Source organism: Mesorhizobium sp. P160219 (assembly GCF_057786095.1).
In genome coordinates this window covers 2492261-2517894 of record NZ_JBYNWG010000001.1, presented here as the reverse complement: position 1 = coordinate 2517894, position 25634 = coordinate 2492261, and the positions used below count along the sequence as shown (strand labels likewise).

Genomic DNA, 25634 nt, shown 5'->3' with positions numbered 1-25634 from the left:
TGTCCCTCCAACGAGGTGGAATCAAGGAATGAAAGGATGACCGTGAAAGACCTGAAAGTCGGCTGCCAGACCTTTACCTGGGAAATGCTGGGCGACCGCTTCGCCGGCGGCCCGGACGATCTGCTCAAGGCGATCGCCGATGGCGGCTATGCCGGCATCGAGATCACCGACACGATGATCGGCCGCTATGCCGGCAAGCCAACGGAGTTCGCCGCCGCGCTGAAATCATCCGGGCTGACGCTCGTCTCCTTCGCCTTCGGCTCCAAGAGCGGTTTCACGCTCAGGGATGAGATCGGCGCCGACCTCGATACCGCCAAACGCTGGATCAACTTCGCCGCCGCCTTTCCCGGCGCGCTGGTGTCGATGGGCTCGGCCACGATCGTTTCCGACGGGCCGCGCGACGACAAGTTTGCCATCGCCGCCGGGGTCTACAACAAAGCCGGCGAGCTCGGGCGCGAGGCCGGCGTCCAGGTCGCGGTGCATCCAAGCTCGCATCACAACACGCTGCTGTTCGACCGCGCCGACTACGACCGCATCTTCGGGCTGCTCGACGCCTCGCTGGTGGGCTGGGTGCCCGACACCGGCCACATCTTGCGCGGTGGCCAGGACATGGCGGATACGCTCACCACTTATCGCGACCGCATCCGCTATGTGCATCTGAAGGATGTCGACGCGAATGGAACCTGGGCGATGCTCGGCAAGGGCGTCTGTGACACGGCGAAGGTGATCGAGATCGCTGGTGCTGCACCCAATTTCAACGGCTGGCTGGTGCTGGAGGAAGAGTCCGAAACGGCCGCCGCCGACCCTGCCGGCGCCGTCAAAACCAACCGCCAGACAATGCGCGGCTACGGAGCCTGAGACGATGACGACGAACAAGCCCCTGTCCGGCCCCGCCGCAATTGCCGCCCTGCCGCGCAACCGGCTTATCGGCGAGTTTTCGCTGTGGTCGGCCGACCTCGCCAATATGGAGCGCGATTTGAAGCGCATCGAGACCCATGCCGATGTCCATCATATCGACGTCGCCGATGCCCGCTTCACCCCTGGCTTCCTGTTCTTCCCGGACCTGGTGGCGCACATCGCCAAGCTCACCGCAAAGCCTATCCATGTCCATTTGATGGTCGAAGCCGAGATCGTCGAGGAACAGACGCGCCAGTTCATCGAGGCCGGCGCCGACCTGATCAGTGTGCACGCCGAAAACGGCGAGACCGGTCTGCGCGCCGTGAAACTGGCGCGTGAACTCGGGGCCGAGGCCGGCGTGGTGCTGCGGCTGGAAACACCGGTCGCGGCCGTCACGCCCTTCCTGCCGGAAGTGGCGTTCGTGACGCTGCTCGGCACTTCCATCGGCGTCAAGGGCCAGAGCCTGTCGGAGCAGGCGTGTCCGCGCCTGATCGAGGCGCGCGCGCTGATGCGCAAAGCCGGCCGCGAGGCCGACATCGTGCTCGCCGCCGATGGCGGCATCCGCCACGAGACCGTGCCCTTACTGCGCGCCGCAGGTGCGGAGACCGTGGTGCTGGGCTCGCTGGCCTTCGGCGATCTCGACCTTGCCCGGCGCATGGCCTGGCTGCACGGGCTGGAGGTCGCCGCCTGATGACCAAGCTTGCGCTGGCCTTCGATCTCGGCGGCACGGCGCTGCGCGGTGCGCTGGTCGAAAGCGATGGCCGCATCGTCGCTCATGCTTCAGCGCCGACGCTTGCCGGTGCGGGATCGGAGGCGGTGATCGGCCAGATCGTCGCTCTGGCAGGCACGCTGCTTAGGGAACACCCGCAGGCAAACGTCGCCGGCATCGGCGTCGGCGCGCCGGGACCGCTCGACCCCAAGGCGGGCATCGTGATCGCGCCGCCGACGCTGGCCGGCTGGCACGACGTGCCGCTGATCGACATTCTGGGGCAGCATTTCGGCCTGCCGGTGCGGCTGGAAAACGACGCCAATGCGGCGGCGCTCGGCGAATGGCGTTTTGGCGCCGGACGCGGCAGCGGATCGCTGGTGTTCGTGACCGTATCGACCGGCATTGGCGGCGGCGTTGTCGCCGATGGCCACATCTATCACGGCAGGCGCGGACTGGCGGCTGAGATCGGCCACATGACCATCACCGGCGAAGGCGACCGCTGCTTTTGCGGCGCCATCGGCTGCTTCGAGGCCGTTGCCTCCGGAACCGCGCTCGGCCGCCGCGCCACGCGACTGACCGCGCCAGGCGACGGCTCGCTCTTACGACGGCTGTCATATGACGGCGACGTCTCGGCCAGGCATGTCGTAGAGGCTGCCAAGGCCGGCGACGCCAACGCTCTCGACCTGATCGAGGCGGAAGCACAATGGCTGGGCATCGGCTTCACCAACCTGCTTCATCTCTATTCGCCCGATCTGATTGTCATGGGAGGCGGCCTTTCCAACGGGTTCGACCTTCTGGCACCGTCGATCAGAGCGGTCATCCAGCAGCGGGCGATGCCGGCCTATCGCGACGTGCCGATCGTGCAGGCTGAACTCGGCGACCGCGCCGGGCTGATCGGCGCCGCCAGCCTGATCCTGTGGGAAGGCGAACCGGGTGCGCCGCTGGCGATGGCGCAGGACGACAAGGACAGAGGCGCGACCGCCGATGCCACGGAGGCACGCCATGGCTGAACTCGAGCTGCGCGGCGCGCGCGAAGATGGTGAATGGTCCAGTTTGAATGCAGCGCCAAGGTCCCCGAAGAGGACCCCTACCCTTCGCGATTCCAGCTGGCGTATTTTCGGATCGTTTGCCGCTTGTCTTCCGACAAGCCAACAAAGAGATTCTCCTCGAGATAGCCTTGCCGGATGAGATTGGCGAAGACCTGTATTAGCTGTGAATAGCGATAGTCGAACATCTGGTCGATCTTCCGTCGCTGCTGCCGCAGAAAGTCTTCGACGTCCCACATTTCGGAAGGCGTTGCCGCAACGTGGGCCCTGCTCTTGAGTTCAGCCAGCGTCTTGTCGAGCGCCACCTTCAGCGCTGCGTCATAGGCTCTGCGAGCGGCCTTCCTTTCGGACGGAGACCATTTTTCGACGGTCATCGGCTATCTCTATCGAGTTCGCGGTGGCCGGCATCCGGTAGAACCCGCGACAGGCGCAGGACAGCCCCGCTTTTGGGGCCGTTCTACTTCCCGCAATGGTGATCGTTGACCTTGTTCAGCGCATTCGCGTCCGGCCCGACCCTGTCGTAGGAGCAGGGGCCGGCAGCCGTGGTGACCAGCATCTTATCATAGTAGCGCGGGCCGCCGAACAGGGCATAGAAGAGGTCGCGATGGGCGGGAACGTAGCGTTGCTCCGGTTCCGGCTGGCGATGGCGGTGCTTCTTCTCCTTGGCGAGCGCTGCGGTAGACAGGCTGCAGCCAAGCGCGAGAACAAGGGCGGAGGTCGCGAGGATCTTGATGGTCATCGGCAATACCCTTCTGACGGTTCGGAATCGCAGCATATCCAAAAGCGTGGGCCGAACAAAGGTTCCCTGATTACCATAGCCAGCGCCGAAATCAGCCTGTAACGGCACTGCGCGCCCGCCGCCTTTCCGCCGCAACCAGCAAGTCGACGAAGGCGCGCACCTTGGCCGGCCTGAAGCGCGCCGGCGGGAAGACGGCGTGGATGCCCCCGGACGGCAAGGTCCAATCCGCGAACACCCGCACCAGCCGTCCCCGCGCAATGTCGTCGGCGACACTGTAGTCCGGAAAGATGCCGAGGCCGATGCCGGCCAGCACGCAGGACAGAACGCCCGGTGTCTTGTCGCAACTGACGACAGGGTTGAGTTCGGCCAGCACCGTTTCCGTGCCCCTCGAGAACAGCCATTGGCCCACCCCGCGCAACTGGGCGTTGCCGACCCAGGGCAGCGACTTCGCCCGCCTGGGGCTGGCTTCCCCAGGCAGCCTGGCGGCCAGTTCCGGGCTGGCGACGACGAATTGCTGCAGGCTGCCCAGCCGCCGCGCCAGATTGCTGGAATCGGCAAGCCAGCCGACGCGGATGCCAAGATCGATCTGCTCGTCGACCAGGTTGCTGACCGCATCGTCGAAGATCGTCTCGACCCGCATTTTCGGGTATTTTCTGAGATAGGCGGCGATGGTCGGCGCCACGACCTTCTCGCCATAGTCGAGCGGCGCCGTCAGCCGCAGCGTCCCCGTCGGTTGCGCCGCGCGCTGCGAAATGTCGCCATAGGCTGCCTCCGCCTCGCGCAGGATGATCGCGGTCCGGTCATAGAACAGACGACCCTCTTCGGTCGCCGTCACGCGCCGCGTCGTGCGCCGCAGCAGCGTTGCACCGAGCTCTTCTTCGAGCTTGCCGACCTGATGGCTGACCACAGCCTTGGCAACATCGAGACGGTCGGCAGCGGCCGTGAACGAGCCGGTCTCCACCACGGTGGCGAAGTAGACGAGCCGGTTGAGATTGAGGAGTTCGGTCACAGGCAGCTCATTGTATGATTTGATCAGACAGATTGTATGATTGATCGCTATTTTTCGCAACCGGTCCAGCTGTCATCTATCGGGCAACAGAATGAGGCCGCCATGACCAATGCAACCCTAACCTATCTTTTCGACCCGCTCTGCGGTTGGTGCTATGGCGCCACGCCGATGCTGGATCGACTGGCCGCCGGCGGGACCGCGCTCCAACTGCTGCCGGTGGGGCTTTTCTCCGGTGCCGGCGCGCGGCCGCTGGATGCTGGTTTTGCCGCCCACGCCTGGGACAATGACCAGCGCATCGCGCGGCTGAGCGGACAGCGCTTCAGCCAGGCCTATCTCGACAATGTGCTCAATGTCAGCGGCACCTTGCTCGATTCTTCCGCTGCCACCATGGGCATCAACGCCGCCGGGCTGGACGACTGGCGCCAGGAACTTGCGGCACTGAAGGCGATCCAGCATGCCCGCTATGTCGACGGCCGCGATATTGTGACGGTTGACGGCGTCGCCGCGGTACTGACCGACGCCGGCATGAGCGACGCGGCAAAGCTTTTGAAAGCGCCGACGCAGCCGTTTCTGGCGAAGCATGACGACCTGGTCAGCCGCGGGCGGATGTTGTTCCAGCGGCTGCATGTCAATGGCGTTCCCGCGCTCGCGGTGATCGGCCAAACGGCGCCGCGCCTGATCGGCGCCAACGCGCTGTTCGGCAGCTACGACAATCTCGTCGCTCACATCGAGGCGGCGTAGGCCCAGAAATTCTCCCCAGACGAAATTCTCCCCAGACGAAAGGAAAATCCCCATGAAAATCGCACTTATCGGCGCGTCCGGCCAGGTCGGCTCGCGCCTGCTTAAGGAACTCTCCGATCGCGGTCACAGCGTCACCGCCATTGCCCGGCATCCAGACAAGATCGCGGCACTTCCGGGCGTGACTGCCAAGAAGGGCGACGTCTTCGACAAGGATGGCCTTGCCGCCCTGATCAAGGGGCATGACGCGGTGATCTCCTCGGTTCATTTCCTCGACAGCGATCCCGATACGCTTATCGCAGCCGTGCGTGCTTCCGGCGTCAAACGCTACCTCGTCGTCGGCGGCGCCGGCAGCCTTGAGGTTGCGCCCGGCAAGCGCCTGGTCGACACGCCGACCTTCCCTGATATCTACAAGGCCGAGGCGCAGAAGGGCGCCGACTTCCTCGACACGCTACGGACGGTCGACGATCTCGACTGGACCTTGCTGTCGCCTTCGGCGCTGTTCGTCGCCGGCGAGCGGACCGGCAAATACCGCATCGGCAAGGACACGCTGCTGACGTCCGACAAGGGCAGCAGCATTTCCTTCGAGGACTACGCCATCGTCATGGCCGACGAGATCGAAAAGCCGGCGCATATCAAGCAGCGCTTTACGGTCGGCTATTGAGCGCACTTCTATTGACAGGTGGGCCACTCGACGGAGTGGCCCGCGTCGGTTCCTATCGACGATAGTGCCATCGGAGTCTCCGATGGCACTATCGCTTTCTTCCGTTTCCACTCCTGCCGCCGGTCTGCGACTCTCGCCGGAGCGGTTCAGGACAGGAACGGAAACATGGCAGACATCGCAAAATCGAAAATCGCTATCATTGGCGGCAGCTCCGGAATGGGGCTGGCGTTGGCAAGGCGGTGCCTGGACTCAGGCGCCGAAGTCATCATAGTCAGCCGCAGTGAAGCCAGGCTCAAGCGTGCCGGCGAGGCGCTGCAGAACCCTTCCGCTTTGAGCGCCGTCGCGGCCGATATCGCCAGGGAGGATCAGGTCGCTGACCTGTTCAAGCGAATTGGCCGGCTCGACCATATCGTCAGCACCGCCGCCGATATCGAAGGCGCCTATGAGCTATTGCCTTCAGTCGACCTGAAGGCGGCGCAGCGGGTCGTCGAAAGCAAATTCTACGGGCCGCTGCTGCTCGCCAAGCATGGCGCGCCGCAGCTTTCGGCCAACGGCTCCATCACCTTCACCTCAGGCATTGCCGCCTACCGGCCGGCGGCGCGCGGCTCGGTCGTTGCCGCTGTCAACGCTGCGCTGGAAGGGTTGGTGCGGGCGCTGGCGGTCGAGCTGGCGCCGGTCCGTGTCAACGCCGTCTCGCCGGGCTGGGTCGACACGCCGATCTGGAGTTTTGTGGCCGGCGACAAGAAGGACGAGACGCTCGATGCAATGGCCAGGCGCCTGCCGGTCGGCCGCGTCGGACAGCCGGACGACATTGCCGATGCCATCGCCTTTCTGATGGGCAACGGTTTTACGACAGGGACGGTTCTGCATGTCGAGGGCGGTCACCGGCTGATCTGAGCGCAGCGAAATTCCTGGCCGCGGCCGCCAGCAGCAGTTTCAGCGCCGGCGGCTGAACCCGCCGGCGGCGCCAGATCATGACCAGCGACGCCATGCGGGCCGAACCCGGCCATGGCAATTCGACGATCTCGCCGCGATCGAGCGCGTCGGCAACGGCCAGCCGCGGCACCAGGCCCATGCCGACACCAGTCGCCACCAGGCCCGCAATGGCGCCGATGCTGCCGACTTCGGCGGCAAGTTCTGGCGCTGCCATCTCGGCAAAGGCAGTGTCGAACAGATGCCGGTAGACGCATCCGGTTTCCGTCACCACGAAACGCATCGCGGCGAGCGCGGCCAGGTCGCTCTGCCCCGATGCGGGCGCATGTTCGGGTGAGGCGACAAGGACCAGCGGCTCGGCCGATATCGTGCGCCGGGCCAGGCGTTCATCCAGACCGCCTTTGTCGAAACAGAAGGCGACGTCGATCTCGCTCTCTTCGAGCTGCCGCAGCAGGGCATCGCTGCCGGCGATTTTGAGCCGCAGACCGATCTCCGGGTGGTCGCCTCGAAAGGCCGCCAGCCATTGCGGAAGTTTGACAGTGGCAATCGTCTCCAGCGCGCCGACCGTAACCGTTCCGGCGGTTCCCGTCGTTGCCTCGACGGCAATACGCGCCTCCTCCGCCAGTTGCAGAATCTCTTCCGCATAAGGTTTCAGCGCGTCGCCGGCCGTCGTCAGGTCGAGGCCGTGGCGCGAGCGGATGAAGAGGACGATACCAAGTTCGCTTTCCAGCGACTGGATCTGGTCGCTGACGCTCGACTGCGCCAGATGAACCTCCCGCGCTGCGCGGGTGATGTTGCGGTGCCGCGCCACGGCGAGGAAGGTCTTGAGCAATCGTGGGTGCATGCCGTTTCCGGATCTGTCTCTGTTCGACATTTCGGGCTTGGCTGGTCCATTTGCAACCCTGGCAACCCCGGTCCATTTGCAACCCCGGTCCATTTGCAACCCATTGACGCCGGCGTCATCTGGTTGCGGCAGACCAAGGGGCCAGAATTTCGCGGCAATGACCCGCAAGTTTTCCCACGGCCGGCGCGGTGGCCCAAGAGATCGCCTCTGGCAGATCGCATCGCACGTATGCTCTATGCCAAGCTGATTTCCAGCACCGATGGAAGGACCGACATGCCCCGCCCGCAAGGAACCATCGCCCCGATCCTGACGCCGTTCGAGAACGATGGCCGCATTGCCCGTGACCTGTGGATCTCACATGCCAAATGGGTGCTGGGCCAGGGCGCGCATTTCCTGTCGCCGTTCGGCACCACGGGCGAGGCACTGTCGCTCTCGCTCAATGAGCGCATGCAGGCGCTGGAATGGCTGGTTGCATCAGGCATTTCGCCGGGGCGCATGATGCCCGGCACCGGCGTCACCGCACTGCCCGAAACCGTCGAACTGTCGAAGCACGCGGTCGGCCTCGGCTGCGCCGCCGTGATGGTGCTGCCATCGTTCTTCTACACGGCCGCCGGGGACGATGGCCAGGCGCGCTACTACAGCGAGCTGATCGAAAGGGTGGCCAACCCGGCGCTGAAGATGATCCTCTATCACATCCCGCAGAACTCCGGCGTGCCGGTAAGCCCTGCCCTGACCGCCCGGTTGAGCGCGGCGTTTCCAGAGACGGTCGTCGCCTACAAGGATAGCGCCGGCGACTGGAACAACACGGCGGCGGTGATTGCCGCCGCACCCGACGTCGCGGTGTTCCCCAGCTCGGAGGCGCAACTGACCAAGGGGCTCGCCAGTGGTGCTGCGGGCTGTATCTCCGCGACCGTCAATCTCAACGCTGCGGCCATCCGCGCCCTCTACGACGCGACGATCGCTGGCCAAGACGTCACGGAAGCGGACGCCGCGATCAGGGCGTTCCGCAAGGTGATCCAGGATGCAGGCCTGATCCCGGCAATGAAGGCCGTGCTGGCGGTGCGCTCCGGCGACAAACGCTGGCTCAACCTGCGCGCGCCGCATGAGAATGCGACGCTGGAAAGCGGCAAGGCGCTGCTCACTGCGCTCGGTCCCGCAGCCGATCACATTGGCCGAGGTCACGCATGATGGCGGTTGGCGCAACCCACATGCTCGCATCTTTTCAATCGGCCTAAAGTGACGAGCCTGCCGCCTCTAACGCCGACACGGGCTTAAGCGGTCGCGGACGATCAGCCCCTTTCAGGCACAGTGCGATACCGCCATTGGCCCTTGAACGGTCAAAATGGAGGCGTACCATCGCGGCATCTGAAACTGAGTCTTCTTCATTCGTCTGGGCTAATGTCCGGACCGGATTGGATATTCCTTGGCAAGGGACGCAACCAGCGGCGCGGCGAAGCGCGGCAAATCGTTTGCCCATGTGGCGGAGGCGTCCTGGGGCAAGGGCCTCAGCACGCTGCTGCGCATCGTGCGCATGACGCTGCGCCATCCTTGGCAAGTTGCGATCACCATCGCCTCGACCTTCATTGCCGCGACGCTGCAGCTGTTCATCCCGCGCCTGCTCGGCCACGCCATCGACCAGGCGCAAGGCGTGATGGCTGGAGGCGGCGGCGCGGCGGCTGAGCAGGCGCTGTGGACGACGGCGATCACCTTGCTCGTCGTCAGCATTCTGCGCGGCCTCTTCACCATGGCGCAGAATTATTATGGCGAGGCCGTTGGCCACCGCACCGGCTATGAGCTGCGCCTGGCCTTCTACGAGAAGATCCAGCGGCTGAGCTTCTCCTTCCATGACCGGGTGCATACCGGCGACCTGATTACGCTTGGCCTGCTCGACCTCGACGGCGTGCGCATGTTCTTTTCCACCGGCATATTGCGCGTGGTGCTGCTCGGCGTGCTGATCGGCGTCGGCTCCTATCTCCTGATCAGCACCGATCTCGAGCTCGGGCTGCTCAGTCTGAGTTTCGTGCCGTTCGTCGCCTGGCGCTCCTCGGTCACACAGCTCAGGCTGCGCAGCACCTGGCTGACGCTGCAGGAGCGGCTGTCAGTGCTGAGCCGGGTGATGGACGAGAACCTCGGCGGAATCCGCGTCGTGCGCGCCTTTGCGGCGCAGCGGCATGAGCTGGAAAAATTCGACCGCGCCAAGAAGTCGGCGCTGGAGCTTGCCGACCAGCGCGTCGACATCCGCGTCTCTAACACCAGCGCCATGAATTTTTCCTTCCTGGCGGCCATGGGCCTGGTGCTGTGGTTCGGTGGCCAGAAGGTGATCGCGGGCCAGATCAGCGTCGGCACGCTGGCGCAGTTCCTCACCTTCATGACCATCCTGCAGATGCCGGTGCGCCAGCTCGGGCTGATGGTCAACTCGTTCGCCCGCGCCTCGACCTGCGGCACAAGGCTGTTCGAACTGCTTGACGCCGAACTTGACATCGAGGATGCGCCTGATGCCAAGGATCTCGTGGTCACCGAAGGCTTGCTGCGCTTCGACAATGTCGGCTTCCGCTACGCGGGCGCCGGCGGCCGGCCGGCACTGTCGGGCATTTCCTTCGAGGCCCGGTCCGGCGAGACCGTCGGCATTGTCGGCCCGCCGGGCAGCGGCAAGTCGACCATCGCGCATCTGATCCCGCGCTTCTACGATGTGAGGTCAGGCGCGATCACCATCGACGGGCAGGATATACGCGAGGTCACGCTGCAATCGCTGCGCAAGGCGGTCGGCGTCGTGCAGCAGGACGCCTTCCTGTTCACCACCTCGATCGAAAACAACATCGCCTATGGCAATCCGTGGGCGCGCGAGACCCGCATCGGGCAGGCGGCTGAATACGCCCAGTTGCACAATTACATCATCGGGCTTCCGGCCGGCTACACCACGGTCGTGGGCGAGCGCGGCTCATCGCTTTCCGGCGGCCAGCGGCAGCGCCTGACCATCGCCCGCACCCTGATGCTGCGGCCTTCGGTGCTGGTCTTCGACGATTCCACCGCGGCTGTCGACGCCGGCACCGAGCAGCGAATCCGCACCGCGATGAAGCGCTTCGCCAAGGATCGCGTGACGCTGATCATCTCGCACCGGCTGAGCTCGCTGATGCATGCCGACCAGATCCTGTTCGTCGAGAATGGCCGCATCTCCGAGCGCGGCACGCACCAGGAATTGTTGGCGCTGGGTGGACGCTACCGCGCGCTTTACGACCTGCAGCTGCGGCCGGACGACGATTTGCCGGTGGCGGTGGGAGCCGCATGATGTCGACACAGAACGACGACCAGAAGGAAGACACCAGCCGGCGGCCCACAAGGGCCGTCGTCGGTTCGCACCGCGACGAGGAAGAGGTCTTCGGCAAGGTCTACGATCCGCGCATCGTGCGCCGCATCTGGAGCTTCGTGAGACCGTATCAGGGCCGGATCTTCATCTCGGTCGCCGCCGTTTTGGTGTTCACTCTGACGCAATTGGCGATCCCGCTGGTCATCCGTTACGCCATCGACCACGGCATGGCGGCGGGCAAGGCCGACAGCTCCGTCATGAACTGGGCGATCGGTGCCTTCGCCCTGATCATCCTGATCAACTATGCCGCCAGCTATATCCAGGAAAGCGTCGTCGGCAAGGTGGCCGAGAATGTGCTGTCGGATTTGCGCCGCGCCATGTTCAGCCATCTGCAGCGCGTCTCGCTGAGCTTCATGGACAAGACCGAGGTGGGCCGGCTGATGTCGCGCCTGCAGGGCGACGTCAATTCGATGCAGGAATTCCTCGAGACGTCGGTCATGTCGGTGGGCGACATCGTGCTTCTTTTCGGCATTGTCAGCGTGCTTTTGTGGCTCGATTTTCGTCTCGGCCTGTTGACGCTGTCGACCATGCCGGCGCTGTTCATCGTGCGCCTGTTCTGGCTGCCGCGCGCCAAGGTCGCCTTCATGGCCGCGCATGAGACCAACTCGATGGCCAATGGCGCGCTGGCCGAAGGCATCCATGGCGTTCGCACGGTGCAGAGCCTGGAGCGCCAGCACGTCAATTTCGACCTTTATGACGAGAAGGTGCTGGCCAATCTCAGGGCTCACCTGACCTCGGCCAAATATGCGCAGGTGATGGTGCCGATCGTCGACACGCTGACCGGCATTGCGATGGCAACCGTGATCGTCGTCGGCGGCTCGATGGTGCTGTCGCACAGCCTCGACATCGGCGTCATGGTGGCGTTCCTGTTCTATATCCAGCGCTTCTTCGACCCGATCCGCTCGCTCACCATGCAGTACTCGGTCATGCAGCGCGCCATGGCGTCGGGCCAACGCATCTCCGAAGTGCTCGACGTACCGGTCGACGTCAGCGACAGACAGGGCGCGGTGACGCTGACGCGCGACATGGACGGTTCGGTCGAGTTCAGGAACGTCACCTTCGGCTACCGGCAGAACCAGCCGGTGCTGAAAAACATCTCCTTCCGCGTCAATCCGGGCGAGACGGTTGCGCTTGTCGGCCCCACCGGTTCGGGCAAGTCGAGCTGCATGGCGCTGGTGCACCGCTTCTATGATGTCTGGTCGGGCGAGGTGCGGGTCGGCGGCCACGATGTGCGCGACGTGACGCAGGATTCGCTCGGCGATCAGGTGGCGATGGTGCTGCAGGAGCCGTTCCTGTTTTCCGGCACGGTGCTGGAGAACATCCGCTACCACAAGACATCGGCTACCAGCGAAGAGGTTGTGCGCGCCGCGCAAGCCGTTGGCGCGCACGACTTTATCGAGCATTTGCCTGACGGCTACGACACCGAGCTCGAACAGCGCGGCGGCAATCTGTCCCTCGGCCAGCGCCAGCTGATCAGCTTTGCACGCGCACTGGTGGCGGATGCGAAAATCCTGGTGCTGGACGAGGCGACGGCGAGCATCGATTCCTACACCGAGATGCTGATCCAGAAGGCACTGGTCACGCTGCTGGAAGGCCGCACCGGGCTGGTCATCGCGCACCGGCTGGCGACCATACGCGGCGCCAACCGCATCATCGTCTTACAGAACGGCGAGATCGTCGAGAGCGGAAATCACGAGCAGCTGATGGCGGCCAAGGGCCTCTATGCCAGGCTCTACAACATGAACTACGCATCGTTCGACGATATTGCCGAGGAAGACATAGGCGCGCCGGCCGGCAAGGCGACGTGAGCTGCTGCCGGTTCGGCTCGACTGGGAATGGTGCGGGGCCAAAACTCGTCGTCGACCAATTCGGCTTCAGATGACGACACGTTTCAGCTCGCCTTCCAGCGTAAGCCCGGCGTCACGCCTGCCGCGCGTTCAGGTGGAGGAGCGGCCGGCCGCCTAAAGGGCAATCCCGCGTAAATTCTGAATTCTACGCGCCGCCTGGCGCGCGATGCACGCGCAGCTTGCGCCTGAACCTCAGCAAACGCCGTCATGATGGCTTTCGTTCCTTAGCCGTCGGATGAAAATCGCCGGGGAACAGGAAGGCTTGCTGGGAGTTTAGTTCTTCGAGCCGCGCCGTGAACGGCGCGGCAGCGAAGGAGACGGCATATGGGCCTGGGTACCATTCTTATTATCATCCTGATCATCGCGTTGCTCGGCGGCTTCAGCGGCCTCGGCGGCGGCCCGTTCTACGGCACTGGTTACTATGGCGGCGGTGGCCTCGGGCTGGTGCTGATCATCGTGATCATTCTGGTTGTTCTCGGGCGAATATAGCGTCGCCATTGGCGGCCGCCGAGTTTCTACGGCGGCCGCGTTTTCGCCTGACCTCGAGGTTTGAAGACATGGCAGCTGAAGACATTGCTGGTCCGGAAACACTGGCCCGGCCTCGGCGCGAGCGAGAGCAAACGCGACGAGCTGGGATGTCCTAATGGTGCACTATCCGAAGGCGCCGGGCGCAATGCTGCAGACCCTGACACCCACCTGGCGGCCGTGTCGTTCATCCAGGCGTCGGACTTTTCGAGAAACGCAGCACGGCGACCAGGCGAGGTCGGCCTTTCTCGCTCTTGTCGACAAGGGCAGCATCGGCCCGAAGGCAGCAATGGCAGGCACGCCTTACGCCTGAACGCGGTCAACCCGCCGTAGTTCCGCCAGCAGAAACAGCACCAGCACGCAGCACAGGATGCCAAGCGACGATGGCAGTCCCTGATGTCCGGTCAGTTGCATCGCCAGCCCGGCCACCGGGGAGCCGACGATGCCGCCTACGCCCCATACGAACGCAAAGGCGGCATTGCCGGCGATCAAGGCTTGACCGGTGAAACGCTCGCCGAGCTGGATCAGCGACAGCGTGTAGATCCCGAACGAGACACCGCCCCAAACGAAGAAGAGCGGCCAGATAAGCCATGTAGCGAAGAGCAATGGCAACAGCAGGCAACCGGCCAGGCAAGCCAGGACACAGAACAGCATCATCGGCTTCGAGCCAAACCGTTCGGCGGCGCGCCCAAGCACGACCTGCAGCACGGCATTGCCGGCGATGAAACAGGTGATGAGCGAAGCGACGCGCTGCTCAGTGCTGCCGAGCGCGGCACCATAGACCGCGAACAGCGAAAGCAGGACTTGCTCGAAGGCGGCAGCCGTGAGGACTGCGAACAAGAGCAGCGGCGCCAGCGCGAAGAAGCCGCCGACCGACACCGCTTCGCCCTCACGCGGCATGTCGGGCAGGCGCGGCGCGACGGCAAGCACGATCAGGCCGCAGACAAGGAAGGCCGCGCTGCCGATGATGAAGGGTGGCCATCCTTGCGTGCCGACCAAGCCTAGCGACAGCGGGCCGAGGCCAAAGCCGGCGGAAACGATGGAGGAGTATAGGCCCATGATGCGGCCTCGGCGTGCGGCGGGTGTGATCGAGACCAGCCAGGTTTCACTGATCACGTAAAGCGGATTGGCAAAGAAGCCGAGCAGGAAGCGCAACGGCATCCAGGCCCATACATCCTGCGTCCAGGCAATCGCGATCAGGACGGTTGCTGCCAGGATCGAACACACAACCGCAAAGCGCGCCGCGCCCACCCGCCGGACCAGCGCCGGCGTGAAGAGCGACGATATAATGAAACCCAGAGGCGTCATCGCGGCCGAGAGGCCGATAAGGCCCGGTGTCGTCCCTTGCCGTTCCAGGATGAAGCTGAGCAGCGGATACGTCAGCCCCTGTGCTATGGCGAACACCGTAACTGTCGCGATGATGCCGGCCATCGCGGCCCATGCGATGTGGTTCTCCGGCGGTGACGTCGCGTCTTCGGCGCTCATGCCGACTTCGAAGCAGGATCGGCACGTTCCGGCAAGGGCAAATGCCGGCAAAGTGCCGCGGCACGCCCAAACAGGCGGTCGGGTCTTATCCGCGACATCAACTCACACTTGCCAGAAGCGTTTTACGATTTCGGCCTCGACCTGGCGTCTGGTCAGACCGATATCGTCGATCAGGTGCGGATTGGCCTCCGCCATCTGCTTGAGGTCCCAGCGAAAGCGTATCCGCTCGCGCCAGGCCGCGATCATGCCCCGCGGGCTCGTCAGATGCGGGCGAGGCGACACCGCCTTTTCCGGCCAGGCTGCACGAGCAGAAGCAAGGGTATCGTTCATGGCAACCTCCATTCGGTTTAACGGGCGACAGCCCTCGGCTTGCAAGAGGTTGAACTCTGCCGCATGCGGACGGCGCCGTAATTAAGCCCGGCCAAATAGTTCTCAAAAGTTCCAAACTGGCTAGAGCACCTCGCCGTTTCATGGAAACGGCGAGGTGCTCAACTCTTTGTTTTCACGCCATACGTCCGTGAAGCGCTCCGCCGCGCTTTCCCGTGGGAAAACCGCCTTCACACCTTCCCTGGAATTGCTCTATAGATGCGCGTTATGCAGGGATCGCGCTTTGCCTTTGGTCCGTTCGTGCTTGATCCGGGTGCGGGAACGCTCCTTCGGGACCAAGTTCCCGTCGCCGCCGGCCACCGCGGACTGCAGCTGCTGGCGGCGCTCGTCGCCCGGCCCGGCGAGATTGTGGCCAAGGCCGAGTTGATGGATGCGGCATGGCCAGGCACCGCCGTTGAGGAAGGCAACCTCACCGTCCAGATTGCGCAATTGCGCAAGCTGCTGGGTCCGGCCACGAACGGCGGAGAATGGATATCGACCGTTCCGCGCGTCGGCTATCGCTTCGCCGGCGCCATCGAACAGCTCGGCGACGAGAAGCGACAGGCTTTGCCGCTGCCCGCCAAACCGTCGATAGCCGTGCTGCCCTTTGCCAATTTCAGCAACGACCCCGAGCAGGAAGCCTTCGCCGACGGGTTGACCGAAGACCTGATCACCGACCTGTCGAGGATCGGCGGCCTGTTCGTCATCGCGCGCAACTCGACCTTTGCCTACAAGGGCAAGGCGGTGGATGTGCGCGAGGTCGCCAGAGAACTTGGCGTGCGCTATCTCTTGGAGGGCAGCGCCAGACGCGCCGCCGGGCGCGTGCGCATCAACGCCCAGCTGGTCGACGCGCTGAGCGGCGAGCATTTGTGGGCAGACCGCTTCGATCGCGGCCTGGAAGATATTTTTGCCGTTCAGGACGAGGTGACGGCCAAGATCGTCGAGGCGCTGCTTGGCCGGCTGCGCGCGCCGCTGCCGCGCAACCGGCCCCGAAATCTCGAGGCCTACGATCTGTGCGTGCGAGCCCGCAACCTGATCGACGTCTCGCCGGAGACGGCGCGCGAAGCGCATCTGTTGCTGACGCGCGCGCTTGCGCTCGATCCTGACTATGCCGAAGCCTATCGCTGGCTTGCCATGAACCACTGGATGGGATGGGTGCATTGGGGAGAGCCCATTGAGCCTGCCCGCGGCCTTGCCCTGGAACTGGCGCGCAAGGCTGTGGCGATCGATCCCAACGATGCCGGCTGCCACTGGGTGCTTGCTAACCTGCTTGCCTATGAGCGCAGATTCGACGAAGCGGATGTGGGATTTGCCAAGGCGTTCGAACTCGACCCGAACGAGGCCGATGCCTGGGCGACATTGTCCGACATCGCGGTCCTGGCCGGGCGCGTCGACGACGGCCTCGACTATATCGGCAAGGCGTTCCGGCTGAACCCGTTTCCGGCAAGCTGGTACTACCTGACGCTCGGCCAGGCGCAATATGCGGCGCGCGACTATGAAGCCGCCGTCGAGACGACGCGCCGGGACGAGACGTATCGGACAAGCTCGCGCCGTTTCCTTGCGGCAAGCCTTGCGCAACTCGGCCGGATCGACGAGGCGCGCGCCGAGGTCGACCTGTTCCTTGTCGCGAACCCACATTTCACCACCCGCCACTGGGTCGAGACGGAGCCGTTCCGCGACACTGCCACGCTCGACCATTTCGTCGATGGCTTCCGAAAGGCCGGCCTTCCGGAGTGACGGACCGGCGTGCTCGATCGATGCCAGGCACCGTCGGTTGCGGATCAATCCTGCCAATGTTTGCAAGTCGCGAGGCCGCTCGACCGATCTTGCTTCCGCGTGCAGTCATCCAACAGCGATGCAGCGAAGCGGCGCGCGAAACCTCTGTCACGGTGAAGCCGGCTGGAACGGCCACGATCGATCCGGCCACGGGTGAGCGCTGGGCGGCGGCTGGCGACTGCCTGTTGCGCTCTCGTCTGCAATGCCGGCATCGCGGTAGCCGTGGGCAATGATCGGCTTGCCTCGTTGAGCTTTCAGCGACGCGCTCCGACAACTCGCGATGATTTTTCTAGATGCCGGATGATTTTTCTAGATGCTGTTTATCGAAGCACGATCTTTTCCGAAAACCGGTTCCCACTTTTCGGGATCATGCTCTCGCGGCTGGCGTGATCGAGAAGTCCGCGCAATCTGATTGTCCGAGCGCCCTTCGGCTTTCCTTGTTTGAGGTCGGCAGCGGGAGTAATAGTCGCCACGGAATTGCGAGGAGGAAAAGATGACGCTGAACTTCGACCCGAAGGCGAAGGCCACGGCGTTGTACCATGGCGAATTCCGACCGATGTTCATTGGCGGCAAGTGGGTCGCGGCGCAGTCCGGCCAGGAGATGCAGGCACTCAATCCGGCAACAGGCGAGGTGCTCGCGACAGTGCCGCGGGGCGGGGCTGCCGATATCGACGTGGCGGTGGACGCCGCGCGCGCGGCCTTCGAAGGCCCATGGTCCAAATTCTCACCCTACGAGCGGCAGTGCGTGCTGCTCAGGATCGCCGATCTGTTCGAGACGCATTGGGAAGAGCTCAGCGTTTCCGACACGCTCGATATGGGACTGCCGATCACGCGCACGCTCGCCAACCGGCGCCGCGTCATCGGCATGCTGCGCTTCTATGCCGGCATGGCGACGGCGCTGCATGGCGAGACGATCGACAATTCGATTCCCGGCGAGATCGTCACCTTCACCCGGCGCGAGCCGGTGGGCGTCGTTGGTGCGATCATTCCCTGGAACGCGCCGACCGCCGCCTCGATCTGGAAGATCGCGCCGGCGCTGGCGACAGGCTGCACCATCGTGCTGAAACCGTCCGAGGATGCGTCGCTGACGCCGCTGCTGATCGCGCAACTGATGCAGGAAGCCGGCGTGCCTGACGGCGTCGTCAACGTCGTCACCGGCACCGGGGCGGAAGCCGGTGCGCGGCTCGCCGAACATCCAGACGTCAACAAGATCGTTTTCACCGGTTCGACGCTGACCGGCCAGGCCATCGCGCGGGCAGCCGTGGCCAACCTCAAACGCGTTTCACTGGAGCTCGGCGGCAAGTCGCCGATAATCGTCTGCCGCGACGCCGACATCGACAAGGCTGTTCCGATCGCGGCGATGGCGGTGTTCGTGCATTCGGGCCAGATCTGCATTGCCGGCTCGCGGCTGTTCGTGGCGCGCGAAATCCATGACGAGTTCGTCCGCCGGCTCGCCGATTTCGCGGGCAGACTGCGGATCGGCCATGGCATCGAGGCAGAGACGGAAATCGGACCGCTCATCAATGCCAGGCAGGCAGGCAAGGTGGAGGGCTATATCAGGGCCGGCAGCGACGAAGGCGCCGAACTGGTCGCCGGTGGCTCGCGGCTGACCGGCGAGCTCTACGATGGCGGCAACTTCATTGCGCCGACGGTCTTCGGCGCCGTGTCGGACCAGATGACCATCGCGCGCGAGGAGATTTTCGGCCCGGTCATTTCGGCGATGCCCTTCGACACGCTCGACGAAGCGGTGGCGCGTGCCAATGCGACGCCCTATGGCCTGGCCGCCGGCATCTTCACCACGCATCTGGGCACCGCGCACAAGCTTGCGCGCCGGGTCAAGGCCGGCTCGGTCTGGGTCAACATGTACCATGCCATCGACCCGGCGGTGCCGTTCGGCGGCATGAAGATGTCGGGTTATGGCCGCGAGGGCGGCATCGAACATCTGCACGAGTATCTGGAGACCAAGTCGGTCTGGATCCAGACCGACTGATATTCGCGCGGCGTACTCTGCGAAATCACGATGAAACCACAACGGCCAGGACGGCGGCGCAGTCACCGGCTTTGACCAGGCCGGGGAAATGCCGCGCGGCCAGAATGCCGGACATTTTTGCCCGGATTTCCTGCGGAGCGATGCCGGTGCGGCCGGTGGAATGGATGCGCCCCAGCACCGAGCCTTCTTTCACAGGCTCGCCGAGATCGACCATGGTTTCGATCATGCCGTCGTCCTCGGCGAAGGAGAAGCAATCGCCCGACGGCATGTCGAGCCACTGCGTCGGGCTCTTCTCTACTGCACCGGCGACAATGCCGGCATGGCGCAGCACATTGCTGATGCCGCGCCGCGCGATCCGCACGGTCTGGGCACGCGAGGTGCCGCCGCCGCCAAGCTCGGTGCTGACGAAGACCTTGCCCATTTCCTCGGCCGCCGTGTCATACATGCCGACGGAGTCAATCTCGATCATGCGCATCGAGAACGGGGCCGAGAACGCGGCGACCGCGTCGAAGGCTTTCTGCTCCAGCGCCTTGTCGGGCACCGTGTGGGCGGCACAGAAGGGCACGAAATCCAGCGTCCTGCCGCCGGAGTGGAAATCGAAGACGAGGTCGGCGCGCGGCAGCAGTTCGCGTTGAAAGTAGTCGGCGATCTTCTCGGTCACCGTGCCGTCGGGACGGCCGGGAAAGCTGCGGTTCATATTGCCCTTGTCGATCGGCGACGTCCGCGTGCCGGCGCGGAAGGCCGGATAGTTCATCGCCGGCACGATGATCACCGTGCCGCTGACCTGTTTGGGATCGAGCGTGCGGGCGAGATCGTAGAGCGCCAGCGGCCCCTCATACTCGTCGCCATGGTTGCCACCGGTGAGCAGCGCGGCCGGCCCCTTGCCGTTGCGGATGACGCAGATCGGGATCATCACCGAACCCCAGGCCGAGTCGTCGCGGCTGTAGGGCAGGCGCAGGAAACCATGTTGCACGCCGTCCTTGTCGAAATCGACGGTCGGGGCGATCGGGGAAGGGCGGAGGCTAGGCATCGGGCTCAATTCTTCACCACCAGTTTGCGCGGTACATTGGCGAGGCACTCTACACCGGTTTCGGTGATCAGGATGGATTCGGTGATTTCCAGTCCCATGGTCTCCAGCCAGAGACCGGTCATGAAATGGAAGGTCATGCCAGGCTTGAGTTCGGTGCGGTCGCCGGGGCGCAGGCTCATGGTGCGTTCGCCCCAATCCGGCGGATAGGAGAGACCGATGGAATAGCCGGTGCGGTTGTCCTTGACGATGCCATATTTCTTCAACACGGCGAAAAAGGCGTTGGCGATGTCCTCACAGGCATTGCCGGGCTTTGCCGCCGCCAGCCCCGCCTCCATGCCTTCCAGTGTCGCCTTCTCGGCATCGAGGAATTCCTGTGTCGGCTTGCCGAGAAAGACGGTGCGCGACAGCGGGCAATGGTAGCGGTTGTAGCAGCCGGCGATCTCGAAGAAGGTGCCCTCGCCCGACTTCATCGGCTGGTCGTCCCAGGTGAGATGCGGCGCCGAGGCGTCGGCGCCCGACGGCAGCAGCGGCACGATCGCCGGATAGTCGCCGCCGACGCCATCGACACCGCGCGTGCCGGCATCGTAGATCTCGGCGACCAGATCGCATTTGCGCATGCCTACTTCGATCTTGTCGACGATGCGCTGGTGCATGGCTTCGACGATCCGAGCCGCCTTGCGCATATAGTCGATCTCGGTTGAACTCTTCACGGCGCGCTGCCAGTTGACCAGCGCTGTCGCGTCGACGAAGCGGGCGTTGGGCAGGTGCTTCTGCAACGCGGCGAAGGCGGCAGCCGAGAACCAGTAATTGTCCATCTCGACCCCGATGGTCAGCTTGCCCCAGCCGCGATCACTGAGCACTCTGGCCAAAAAATCCATCGGGTGGCGCTCGGTCGACTGCACGTAGTGGTCGGCATAGCCGACGATGTTGTCATGCGCGAGATAGGCGGTGCGCTTGGCGCCATTGGCATCCTGGCCGCGACCGTACCAGACCGGCTCGCCCGATGGTGGCACGATCACCGCCTGATGCACATAGAACGACCAGCCATCATAGCCGGTCAGCCAGGCCATGTTGGATGGGTCGCTGATAACAAGCAGATCGACGCCTTTCCCCTCCATGGCTTTTCGCGTCTTGGCGAGGCGATCCGCAAATTCGCCACGCGAGAATTTTAGGTTCGGCTGCATTGTTCTTGGTCCTCGTTTGTTGGGCCTGGAGCCTGTTTCAACTTTGTTGGAAACAGGCTCGTCGTTCTTGTTTGAACGTGATCTCTGGGAAAAACCGGGTTCCACTTCCGGATCACGCTTTGGCCAGCATCAGCTTTCAAAAATGGTTCCGGCATTGGCCGCCCGCGCCCGGTTGCGAGCGAGCGTGGCGATCGCCGTATCCTGCACGCCGGTGCCGGTGAGGTCGGCGATGGTGATGTCGCTGGGTGAGCGCCTTCCGTGCCGTTCGCCGGCGATGATCTGGCCGAGTTCGGTGACCGCGGCATCGGCTCCCATCACGCCCGATGCGATGGCGTGATGCAGTTCTCCCAGACGCCGTGTCTGCTTGGCGCTGTCGGCGACATAGAGATCGGCCATGCGCAGGATCGCCGGCGCGATCTCGTTCTTGTGTTCGGCATCCGAGCCCATGGCGGTGATGTGCTGCCCGGCAACGACAAAGCCGGCCTTGATCAGCGGCTCGGTCGACGGCGTGGTGGTGACGATGATGTCGGCGCCGATGGTTGCTTTGGCTGCATCCGGCTCGGCGCGCACGAGAATGCCGAGCTTTTCGCGCAGCGCGCCTGCGGCCGTCTCCGCCTTGACCGCATCGCGCGCCCAGATACGTGCCTCGGCGATCGGCCGCACCAACATGAGTGCTTCGAGTTGCAGCCCGGCTTGCACGCCGGCGCCGAAGATTGCGGCGACGGACGAATCCGGCCGCGACAGATGCTTCGCCGCGACGGCGCCGGCAGCAGCGGTGCGGACATCTGTGAGATAGCCATTGTCGAGCAGCAGCGCCTCGACCACACCGGTTCTTGCCGAGAGCAACACCATCATGCCGCCCCCGCTGGGCAGACCGAGCTTCGGATTGTCGAAGAAGCCGGAGCTTATCTTAACGGCGAAACCGTCTATTCCTGGCACATAGGCGGACTTCACATCCACCTCGCCGCGCTGCTCGTGAATGTCCAACCGCAGAATCGGCGGCATCGCCACCGGCAATGTGGCGAGCGCGCGGAAAGCGTTTTCGACGCAGGCGACCGCGTCGAGATCGAGCGGCACGATTGTGCGCAGTTCCTTCTCGGTGAGGATGGTCATCGGACTCATGTGTCGCGCTCCGTACTAGCGCGCACCACGAAGGATAGTGTTCCGTCACACCCCCCTCTGGCCTGCCGGCCATCTCCCCCGCAAGGGGGGAGATTGGACTGCACTCCTGCCTTCTCCAATCTCCAGCGCAGCAAGAATAGCGACCGCATCGAAGCTGCCGATCTCCCCCCTTGCGGGGGAGATGTCCGGCAGGACAGAGGGGGGTGGGCGGGAATTCGGCGTGGGAGAGTTTTCATGCCGCGCGCTCCGCGATTGCGTCACCGCAGACGATCTTGCGATGCGTGTTCATGTCGATATTGCGGCCCGAGAGAAGAACGACCACCGGCCCGGTCGCCCTGACCTTGCCGGCGAGTAGCGCAGCGATGCCGACCGCTCCGGCGCCTTCGACGATCTCGCGCTCCTGTTCATAGGCATGGCGGATGCCGGCGGCGATCTCGTCCTCGCTGAGCAGGATGACGTCGTCGAGCAGATCGCGGCACATGGCGAAGGTCAGCCGGTTGCCGAGACCGATGCCGCCGCCGAGCGAATCCGCCAGCGTCGGCAGTTCTTCCACCTCGACCGGGCGACCGGCATCCAGGCTCGCCTTCATCGCAGCACCACGCGCCATCGAAACGCCGATGATTTTTGTCCCGGGGCTGACGCCCTTGACGGCGGCGGCGATGCCCGAGGCGAGTCCACCACCGGAGAGTTGCACCAGGACGAGAGCGGCATCCGGGACCTGCTCGATCATCTCCAGTCCGAGCGTGCCTTGCCCGGCGATGATGGCCGGGTGGTCGAAGGGCGGCAGCATCACCAGTCCCTCCTGCGCCACCAGCCGTTCGACCTCCTGCTGCGCCTCGTCCTGACTGTTGCCGATGATGCGGACATCCGCGCCAAGCCGACGGATTTCGTCGAGCTTGTTGCCCGGCACCAGTCGCGACATGCAGATCACCGCACGCATGCCTTCGAGCTTCGCAGCATGGGCCAGCGCACGGCCATGATTGCCGGTCGACGCCGCGACCACGCCGCGCGCCTTCTCCTCGGCGCTCAGCGAAGCAACGGCATTCGAGGCGCCGCGCAGCTTGAAGCTGCCGGTGGTCTGGCGGTGTTCAAGCTTGAGGTGGACGGGGATGCCCAGTCGTTCGGAAAGGCTGTGAGATAACCCTGTCGGCGTGCGTTCGATTTTGCCGGCAATTCGCTCCCGGGCGGCACGAATATCGTTAAGGGTGACTGTCGTCATGATCGTCAATCGCGCGGCAAAGGCAGCGTCATCAGACGGCCAAATTCGGGATGCGACGTCCCGTCGCCACACAACCGCAAACAATTCCAGGCGCTGGCCTGATTGCTGGTGACGACCGGGCGGTCGATCGCCTGTTCCATGCCGGGAACCGCGAGCGCTCCGCGCAATGCGGTGCAGGACACGAACAGTGCATCGGCCTCAGCGTGTGTCGCCTCTCGTGCGAGATCGACAATCGCTGCCGGCGCAATGCGCGCCATCTCGCGATCGTCCTCGAAGCCGAGACAGGTGAAGCTGACGATCTCGAAGCCGCGCTCGGCGAAGTAAGCTGCCATCGGCCTGGAGGTTTCGACGGTGTAGGGGGTGAGGATGCTGATCTTTTTCGCGCCCAGCGCCTGCAGCCCGCGCACGCCGGCCATCGGCGGCGTGACGACGGGAACACCCGGCTTGGCAGACTGGATCGCGGCCTCGATTTCAGCGTCGCCAATCACCACCGAGGCCGAGGTGCAGGAGTAGCAGATCGCGTCGAGCGGCTCATCGGGCAGGATGAGGGCAGCACCCGCCGCCAGCTCGGGCTGCATCTTGCGGAGATTCTCGGGCGTGGTTGGATTCTTGTAGGGAATGCGCGCGACATAGACGCCGACCCGCTCGCTCGCCACCATGCGGCGAAAGTCCGGCTCGCTGGTGTGGTCGGTGGCAAGGATGATCAGGCCGACGCGCTTTTCCAGCGGACGCGCGTCGAGCGCCGGCCTTGTCGGCATCAGCCTGATCTCGGGCAGCGGTTTCATCTTGAGAATTACCTTTCGATCTTGCCGTAGCGATGTTCCAGCCAGCGCAGCAGCACGACCGAGAAGAGGCTGATAACGAGGAAGAAAGCGCCGACCAGCGTGATCGGCTCAATGTAGCGGTAGTAGGTGTTGGCGACGCTCTTGGCCTGGTTCATCAGCTCCAGCACGGTGATCGCCGATAGGAGCGGCGTCTCCTTGAACATGGCGATGAAATAATTGGCCAAAGCCGGGATCATCGGTGGGATCGCTTGCGGAATGATGATGTTGGTCCAGGTCTGCGTGGCGCTCAGATTGCAGGCCTTGGCCGCCTCCCACTGGCCGCGCGGCACGTTGTCGATGCCGGCGCGATAGACTTCCGCCGTGTAGGTGCCGTAGTGCAGGCCGAGCCCGATGACGCCGGCGACCAGCGGCGGCAACAGGATGCCGAAATCCGGCAGGACATAGAAGATGAAATAAAGTTGCACCAGAAGTGGCGTGCCGCGGATGAATTCGGCCGCCCAGCCGACGGTGCGCGACAGGACCTTGTTGGGCGAGCGTCGCGCCAGCGCGATGCCCAGACCCACGATAGCGGCCAGCACGGAGCCGAGCAGCGTTGCCAGGATGGTGATCTTCACGCCCTGGATCAGCGTCGGCAGGATCTCCCAGACGAAGTTCCAATCCCAATCCATCAGGAGGCCCAATTTATCAGAAGGGCATTGGCCATCAGACGCGCACCCCGTCGAGGCCGCGCGCCATGCGGCGTTCCAGAGAACGCACGCCCCAGGAGATGATCAGCGCCAGGGCGAAATAGATGATCAGGATGGTGGTGAACGGCGCCAGCGTGTTGCCGGTCTGCGAGCGCACGACCTGCGCCTGAAAGGTGAGATCGGCGAGCGAGATCAGCGACACCACGGAGGTCGCCTTGAGCAGTTCGATGGCATTGTTGCCGAAGGTCGGCAGCATGACCAGTAGCGCCTGCGGCAGGATGACATGGCGCATACCTTGCCAGCGGCCGAGGTTGAGCGCGATGCAGGCTTCATATTGTTCGCGGCCGACCGACTGGATGGCGCCGCGTACCACCTCGGCCGCATAGGCGCCGACATTGAGGCCCAGCGCCAGCACACCCGCCTGCAGCGGGGTCAGTTCGAGGCCGATCAACGGCAACACGAAATAGGCAAAGAACAGCTGCACGAAGATCGAGGTGCCGCGGAAGAATTCTATATAGGCGGTGGCCAGCCAGCGCAGCGCAAAGAAGCGCGACACGCGGCCCATGCCGGCGAGGAAGGCCATGATCAGGGCGAGCACCGACCCCATCAGCGTCAGCTCGATGGTGACAAGCGCTCCCTGCAATATCAGGCCGAGGTAGCCGGACCACTGGGTCAT

The 25634-nt window shown here is 64.2% G+C and carries 25 protein-coding genes; 12 read left to right on the top strand and 13 right to left on the bottom strand.

Going from position 1 to position 25634, the window contains the following annotated elements:
• Nucleotides 1-36: 36 nt before the first annotated feature.
• The 3 genes from AC3EMP_RS12120 to AC3EMP_RS12110 are packed head-to-tail and all read left to right on the top strand — an operon-like array spanning nt 37 to nt 2616.
• Nucleotides 37-858, top strand: a complete 822-nt coding sequence (locus AC3EMP_RS12120; protein ID WP_352596895.1) for a sugar phosphate isomerase/epimerase family protein — start codon at nt 37-39, stop codon at nt 856-858.
• 4 nt (nt 859-862) lie between these two features.
• Nucleotides 863-1588, top strand: coding sequence for a ribulose-phosphate 3-epimerase (locus AC3EMP_RS12115; RefSeq protein ID WP_352596897.1), 726 nt, complete (start codon nt 863-865; stop codon nt 1586-1588).
• Nucleotides 1588-2616 (top strand): ROK family protein, encoded by a 1029-nt coding sequence (locus AC3EMP_RS12110; protein WP_023818557.1) that lies wholly within the window; start codon nt 1588-1590, stop codon nt 2614-2616. Before AC3EMP_RS12115 ends, AC3EMP_RS12110 begins: the two co-directional genes overlap by 1 nt.
• Nucleotides 2617-2693: 77 nt before the next feature.
• Here AC3EMP_RS12110 and AC3EMP_RS12105 read toward each other — a convergent pair whose 3' ends face one another.
• The 3 genes from AC3EMP_RS12105 to AC3EMP_RS12095 all read right to left on the bottom strand — a co-directional run bounded on the left by AC3EMP_RS12105 (nt 2694) and on the right by AC3EMP_RS12095 (nt 4400).
• Entirely contained in the window at nt 2694-3026 is a 333-nt protein-coding gene (locus AC3EMP_RS12105; protein ID WP_023695254.1) for a hypothetical protein, read from the bottom strand.
• Between the two features lie 83 nt (nt 3027-3109).
• Nucleotides 3110-3391, bottom strand: a complete 282-nt coding sequence (locus tag AC3EMP_RS12100; RefSeq protein ID WP_023686988.1) for a hypothetical protein — start codon at nt 3389-3391, stop codon at nt 3110-3112.
• A 91-nt stretch (nt 3392-3482) separates the two neighbouring features.
• Nucleotides 3483-4400, bottom strand: a complete 918-nt coding sequence (locus tag AC3EMP_RS12095) for a LysR family transcriptional regulator (protein ID WP_023686987.1) — start codon at nt 4398-4400, stop codon at nt 3483-3485.
• A gap of 102 nt (nt 4401-4502) precedes the next feature.
• Between AC3EMP_RS12095 and AC3EMP_RS12090 the strand changes: the two genes are divergently transcribed.
• The 3 genes from AC3EMP_RS12090 (at nt 4503) to AC3EMP_RS12080 (ending at nt 6699) form a co-directional block, all read left to right on the top strand.
• Nucleotides 4503-5141: a DsbA family protein gene (locus AC3EMP_RS12090; protein ID WP_023686986.1), complete on the top strand. Its 639-nt coding sequence runs from the start codon at nt 4503-4505 to the stop codon at nt 5139-5141.
• Nucleotides 5142-5193: 52 nt separating this feature from the next.
• Nucleotides 5194-5802 carry an NAD(P)-dependent oxidoreductase gene (locus tag AC3EMP_RS12085; RefSeq protein ID WP_023692222.1) on the top strand — a complete coding sequence of 203 codons (609 nt, stop codon included), beginning with the start codon at nt 5194-5196 and terminating at the stop codon, nt 5800-5802.
• 165 nt (nt 5803-5967) lie between these two features.
• Nucleotides 5968-6699, top strand: coding sequence for an SDR family oxidoreductase (locus AC3EMP_RS12080; RefSeq protein WP_023753996.1), 732 nt, complete (start codon nt 5968-5970; stop codon nt 6697-6699).
• Here AC3EMP_RS12080 and AC3EMP_RS12075 read toward each other — a convergent pair.
• Nucleotides 6650-7579 (bottom strand): LysR family transcriptional regulator, encoded by a 930-nt coding sequence (locus tag AC3EMP_RS12075; RefSeq protein WP_352596901.1) that lies wholly within the window; start codon nt 7577-7579, stop codon nt 6650-6652. The genes AC3EMP_RS12080 and AC3EMP_RS12075 overlap by 50 nt on opposite strands.
• Before the next feature lie 273 nt (nt 7580-7852).
• Between AC3EMP_RS12075 and AC3EMP_RS12070 the strand changes: the two genes are divergently transcribed.
• The 4 genes from AC3EMP_RS12070 (at nt 7853) to AC3EMP_RS12055 (ending at nt 13279) form a co-directional block, all read left to right on the top strand.
• Complete coding sequence (locus AC3EMP_RS12070) at nt 7853-8767, top strand: dihydrodipicolinate synthase family protein (protein WP_033001091.1); 915 nt, start codon at nt 7853-7855, stop codon at nt 8765-8767.
• Nucleotides 8768-9002: 235 nt separating this feature from the next.
• Nucleotides 9003-10865 carry an ABC transporter ATP-binding protein gene (locus tag AC3EMP_RS12065; RefSeq protein WP_352711002.1) on the top strand — a complete coding sequence of 621 codons (1863 nt, stop codon included), beginning with the start codon at nt 9003-9005 and terminating at the stop codon, nt 10863-10865.
• Nucleotides 10865-12751: an ABC transporter ATP-binding protein gene (locus AC3EMP_RS12060; RefSeq protein ID WP_352710999.1), complete on the top strand. Its 1887-nt coding sequence runs from the start codon at nt 10865-10867 to the stop codon at nt 12749-12751. Before AC3EMP_RS12065 ends, AC3EMP_RS12060 begins: the two co-directional genes overlap by 1 nt.
• Nucleotides 12752-13114: 363 nt before the next feature.
• Complete coding sequence (locus tag AC3EMP_RS12055; RefSeq protein WP_023667887.1) at nt 13115-13279, top strand: DUF3309 family protein; 165 nt, start codon at nt 13115-13117, stop codon at nt 13277-13279.
• A 339-nt stretch (nt 13280-13618) separates the two neighbouring features.
• On the opposite strand, the gene AC3EMP_RS12050 is transcribed toward AC3EMP_RS12055, so the two are convergent.
• Entirely contained in the window at nt 13619-14800 is a 1182-nt protein-coding gene (locus AC3EMP_RS12050; protein ID WP_352710996.1) for an MFS transporter, read from the bottom strand.
• Nucleotides 14801-14902: 102 nt separating this feature from the next.
• Entirely contained in the window at nt 14903-15130 is a 228-nt protein-coding gene (locus AC3EMP_RS12045; RefSeq protein ID WP_023686977.1) for a DUF1127 domain-containing protein, read from the bottom strand.
• Nucleotides 15131-15385: 255 nt separating this feature from the next.
• On the opposite strand from AC3EMP_RS12045, the gene AC3EMP_RS12040 reads away from it, so the two are divergent.
• Both AC3EMP_RS12040 and AC3EMP_RS12035 read left to right on the top strand, forming a co-directional pair.
• Nucleotides 15386-16903: a winged helix-turn-helix domain-containing tetratricopeptide repeat protein gene (locus tag AC3EMP_RS12040; RefSeq protein ID WP_031202454.1), complete on the top strand. Its 1518-nt coding sequence runs from the start codon at nt 15386-15388 to the stop codon at nt 16901-16903.
• 532 nt (nt 16904-17435) lie between these two features.
• The gene (locus tag AC3EMP_RS12035) at nt 17436-18932 is read left to right on the top strand and encodes an aldehyde dehydrogenase family protein (protein ID WP_352710992.1); all 1497 of its coding nucleotides are present in this window, start codon (nt 17436-17438) and stop codon (nt 18930-18932) included.
• Nucleotides 18933-18957: 25 nt separating this feature from the next.
• On the opposite strand, the gene doeB is transcribed toward AC3EMP_RS12035, so the two are convergent.
• From doeB to ehuC, 7 genes are all read right to left on the bottom strand, one after another.
• Nucleotides 18958-19962: a N(2)-acetyl-L-2,4-diaminobutanoate deacetylase DoeB gene (doeB, locus tag AC3EMP_RS12030; protein WP_352710989.1), complete on the bottom strand. Its 1005-nt coding sequence runs from the start codon at nt 19960-19962 to the stop codon at nt 18958-18960.
• A 5-nt stretch (nt 19963-19967) separates the two neighbouring features.
• Nucleotides 19968-21146, bottom strand: coding sequence for an ectoine hydrolase DoeA (doeA, locus tag AC3EMP_RS12025; RefSeq protein WP_352460159.1), 1179 nt, complete (start codon nt 21144-21146; stop codon nt 19968-19970).
• Nucleotides 21147-21275: 129 nt separating this feature from the next.
• Complete coding sequence (locus AC3EMP_RS12020) at nt 21276-22268, bottom strand: cyclodeaminase (RefSeq protein ID WP_023749144.1); 993 nt, start codon at nt 22266-22268, stop codon at nt 21276-21278.
• Nucleotides 22269-22500: 232 nt separating this feature from the next.
• Nucleotides 22501-23487, bottom strand: a complete 987-nt coding sequence (gene eutB / locus AC3EMP_RS12015; RefSeq protein ID WP_023710007.1) for a hydroxyectoine utilization dehydratase EutB — start codon at nt 23485-23487, stop codon at nt 22501-22503.
• Nucleotides 23488-23492: 5 nt separating this feature from the next.
• On the bottom strand, nt 23493-24272 hold the full coding sequence (gene eutA / locus AC3EMP_RS12010) for an ectoine utilization protein EutA (RefSeq protein ID WP_023710008.1): 780 nt from the start codon (nt 24270-24272) through the stop codon (nt 23493-23495).
• Nucleotides 24273-24280: 8 nt separating this feature from the next.
• A complete protein-coding gene (gene ehuD, locus AC3EMP_RS12005) occupies nt 24281-24940 on the bottom strand; it encodes an ectoine/hydroxyectoine ABC transporter permease subunit EhuD (protein ID WP_023686970.1) in 660 nt (219 codons plus the stop codon).
• Between the two features lie 34 nt (nt 24941-24974).
• Nucleotides 24975-25634, bottom strand: a complete 660-nt coding sequence (ehuC, locus tag AC3EMP_RS12000) for an ectoine/hydroxyectoine ABC transporter permease subunit EhuC (protein ID WP_023667875.1) — start codon at nt 25632-25634, stop codon at nt 24975-24977.